We start from the raw sequence: 3,459 nt of genomic DNA, 5'->3' as shown, positions 1-3,459 counted from the left end.
GTCGCGTCACCGTTCAAGACTCACCCACCGAGGAGCGGAACCTCTTGATCAACACGCCCTAGGGCGATCAACAGCTCGCGCGACACGTCGCTCGCGATTGTTGCGTCGAGAGTGGCCAGATACCGAGAGACCAGTGGTGCCGCGAAGCTTGTTCCCTGGACATCGCCAGGCTGGCCAAACGAATCGACGGCGCGAAGCCCGCTGGTCTCCCTACCGCTGGAGGGTGTACCGCCACCGACTGCTGCGAAGTCGGGCTTCTGTGCTGATGGCACCATCGTGCCCCGCCGGGAGTATCGTGTGGGAGCTCCTTCAATTCCGAGGAGCATTCCTGGAGGATTGACGCTCGCAACTGTGACGTTCGTGATCGACTCCGCCGGTGGGTGCATGCCATCGTCGACTTGGACTCGAGCCAACATCGCGAGCGCATCTTCAGTGCGCGGCGGCCATTCCTCACGCTCTTCGATGGCGCTGAGATTTCCGGCGGAAATGACGAACACTACGTCGAGGTCGACCGCTATCTGATCGAGTCCTTCGGCGGCGAGACTGTATGGAGAGCCGCCTGGCGCGCGACGCAGGTTGTACGAAAGATTGAAAACGCGGGCACCAGTTTCCGACTTCGCCCGATCGACGCTCGCGCGCACTTCGTCGAGAAAATCGTCTAGCGAGGCGTAGTAGAGATCGCGATATGCCCTTCCCGGAAAGAGGTCGAGGTCGTAGACGCGACAGTCTTCGCTCGGCGGGAGCAGGCCAGGGTTGAGGGCACTCCCCAGCGCCACAAGCGACGCGATCCGCGTGCCATGATTTACCTGGTCGAGCCCACGATGTTCAGCCGCGACAAGCCCAGCCCGTCCAACAACGTAGTGGGATGAGTTCGCGAACGGTCCAGCGACGCCGCCGTCGATGACGCCGACCACGGCTCTGTCAACCGAACCCAACGACGGCACTGGGAGTTGAGCATCCTCAGAGGAGCTAGTCACCGTTCCATCGTTTGGCTCAATGATGTCCTGAAGTCGAACTCGCTTGACCGCCTCGCTCGTTTCGAAGAGCCGAATGGATTCGCGAATTAGATTCTCAGACCGGAGGATGCGCCCAGCAGGGGGCTTGAGTCTAAGTTCTGGCTGAGGACTCGCCTCAAATAGGACCCGCGTCGTTGGCGACGCGGAATCCAGTCGAACCAGGTCCGGCCTGCTCCGAGCTACGGCTGCCAACCTCAGAACCTCGCGGGCTGATGCCTCCCGCATCTCGCCTTGGTTCGGAAGATCAAGTAGGTCGACGACGAGCTTCCCCGACGTGTCCTGAGAGAGCCAAGCGACGGCGTCATCAAGTGAATACCCTCGTGCATCAGAAGGACTCCACTCTCGAATGTGCTCGATGGCGGAGCTCTCACTGCGGGCGGGGCTTGGTGAGTACACCGACACGCCGCGAGCGTTGGTGCGCCACATGACTTCGGTCTCCGCGCGTTGTACTTGGCCCATCACCTCCGCGAGCGCGACAGGCGAGAGCGCGAAGATGAGTTCGCCGTAGTTGCCAGTTCCGACGTGTGAGGCCCGGCGAGGTGTGAACAGTGAGCGAAACGGCCGGTGTGATTTGGCTAGGGCGTCGGGCCGCATCTGAACCGTGACGTTTACCCGCTCGCGTTCAGAGCGTCGCTGCAAGATGCCGGCAAGCGCGTCCAATAGCGAGCTCTGGTGCGCGACGAATTCATCGTTGTGTCCCTTGTAGAAGTCCTTCCCAGCACCGCCGCCCTGCGGCGTGCGGCGAGCCTCACGGAACGACTGTGGGTTGAGAACAATCTGGACAGGTCCGTCGGCCATTTCAGACCCGCGATTCTTCCGCCGGGCTCAGCCATCGACCGATGGTCTTGCGATCTCGGTTGAACAAACTGCCGAGATCACCGAAGCTCAGTTCGGGGAGCTGCTGATGAAGGGCGGCCGCCAGTTGCGCATCGGGTCGCGCCATCTCTTCCCTTGTTCCGATTCCGGTTGACCCCGCCGCGAGCCGGAGCAGGCCAATCTTGCTCTCCGTAGCCGTCTTCGCAAGCACTGATGACTTGAGATAGGAGATCGCGAGCGTTCGAACATCCGCTCCGGAGCGCCCTTCGGTCAACTGCGCGATTACCGAGGCGAGAGCCTCGGGTTCTTCGGTGTCAGATACGTGGCTGAGTGCGATCTGGAATCGTGTCGACGCATCCGGCAAACCAAGGTGAACTTGGTGTTCAAAACGTCGCCAGACGGCTGTATCTAGGAGTTGCTCGTGATTGGTGACAGCAACGGTGAGACCAAACTGAGCTCGCTTGTCGAGATTCTGTAGCAGCGCGTTGACGACGCGCTTAATCTCACCGACCTCGTTCGCATCGTCTCGCACCTTGGCGACAGCGTCGAACTCGTCAAGGATCAGAACGCACTCATAGCGATTGCAGAAGTCAAATAATGCCCCGAGATTGCGGGCAGTGTTGCCGAGAAGCGATGAGATGAGACCGTCGAGTCTGGCAACTACAGCGGGGAGCCCGAGCCGAGTCGCGATGGCGCGGGCGAGCGAGGTCTTTCCGGTGCCCGGAGGACCGTAGATGAGTAAGGTTCTGCTCACGGGCAGGTCGTGCTCAAGCAGCTCTTCCTCGTGCCTCCACTCGTCGAGGAGTGACTCATAAGCCGTCTCCGCCTGCGGAGGCAGAACCGGCAGAGGTGAGATCGAGTCGGGCATGGCGACTTCGCATAGTGGAGCGCCTGACTCTCGATCAACGGGCAGGGCTGTCCGCACCCCCAAGCGCTGACCCTTTGTTGTGTGTCGAATGTCGCCGCTTGCGGAGGACTCCAAGCTCATGGGTTCAACCGCCTGGCGCTGTGCGCTACGGGTGAGGAGCGAACGCAACGACCGGGCGCTCTTGTCGTCGCCGCCCTCGGCGAGGCGTTGGATCAGTCGTTCTACTTGGCGCGTAATGGCAGCCTGATCTCCGCCGAGCGATGTTCGTACCAGCGCCTGAACGACGTCGAAGTTCTCCATGGGGACATCGTAAGGCTCGCATGGGACATCCATCGCTTGTGACGGGACATTAGCCGATCACGGAAGGGCATTTTTCGCTCGCAGGGGGACACCCGTGTGGATCTCCTGGCGTGGGGAGGCCGCGCACCGGTCGCTCCAGTCCTTTTGCGGTCCCCCGCCTGTAGGCGAGCGGTCGCCCCATCGGCTTGCAGAGGCAAGACGGAGAACCATGCGCCACACCCCCCTCCGCCCTCCAGCAACGTGCCGCAGGCGCTTGTGCGGACTGCGCGGGGGACGCGGCGAGGGATTCTACGACCACCGATTCGCTGAGCAGGCTGAGTCCGCAACGATGGGCCCATCTTCTGAGTCTGTGACCCTCGCCCGCACGCGCCAAGCCTCACGATCGCCGCGGGAACTCGGGGCTTGACCCCTGATCTTGGACACGCTGATTCCAGCACGATGCTGGGGAAGCGAGAATCT

General features: G+C 61.8%; 2 protein-coding genes. Both read right to left on the bottom strand.

Translation table 11 applies throughout. The features are described from left to right. Positions 1–20 precede the first annotated feature (20 nt). Entirely contained in the window at positions 21–1,814 is a 1,794-nt protein-coding gene (locus AS96_RS15010) for a S8 family serine peptidase (protein WP_081768035.1), read from the bottom strand. Position 1,815: 1 nt separating this feature from the next. Further along, positions 1,816–3,000, bottom strand: a complete 1,185-nt coding sequence (locus tag AS96_RS10025) for an AAA family ATPase (RefSeq protein WP_036289208.1) — start codon at positions 2,998–3,000, stop codon at positions 1,816–1,818. Between the last annotated feature and the right edge of the window lie 459 nt (positions 3,001–3,459).

Origin of the sequence: Microbacterium sp. MRS-1 (genome assembly GCF_000585455.1) — a bacterium.
In the GTDB taxonomy this organism is placed as follows: Bacteria; Actinomycetota; Actinomycetes; order Actinomycetales; family Microbacteriaceae; genus Microbacterium; species Microbacterium laevaniformans.
The sequence above is the reverse complement of the archived record's forward strand: the minus strand, read 5'-3'. Positions and strand labels throughout refer to the sequence as shown.

Excerpts from the sequence above, each read along its gene's own strand:
- AS96_RS15010 (WP_081768035.1), bottom strand. The coding sequence starts at position 1,814 with ATGGCCGACGGACCTGTCCAGATTGTTCTCAACCCACAGTCGTTCCGT.
- AS96_RS10025 (WP_036289208.1), bottom strand. The coding sequence starts at position 3,000 with ATGGAGAACTTCGACGTCGTTCAGGCGCTGGTACGAACATCGCTCGGC.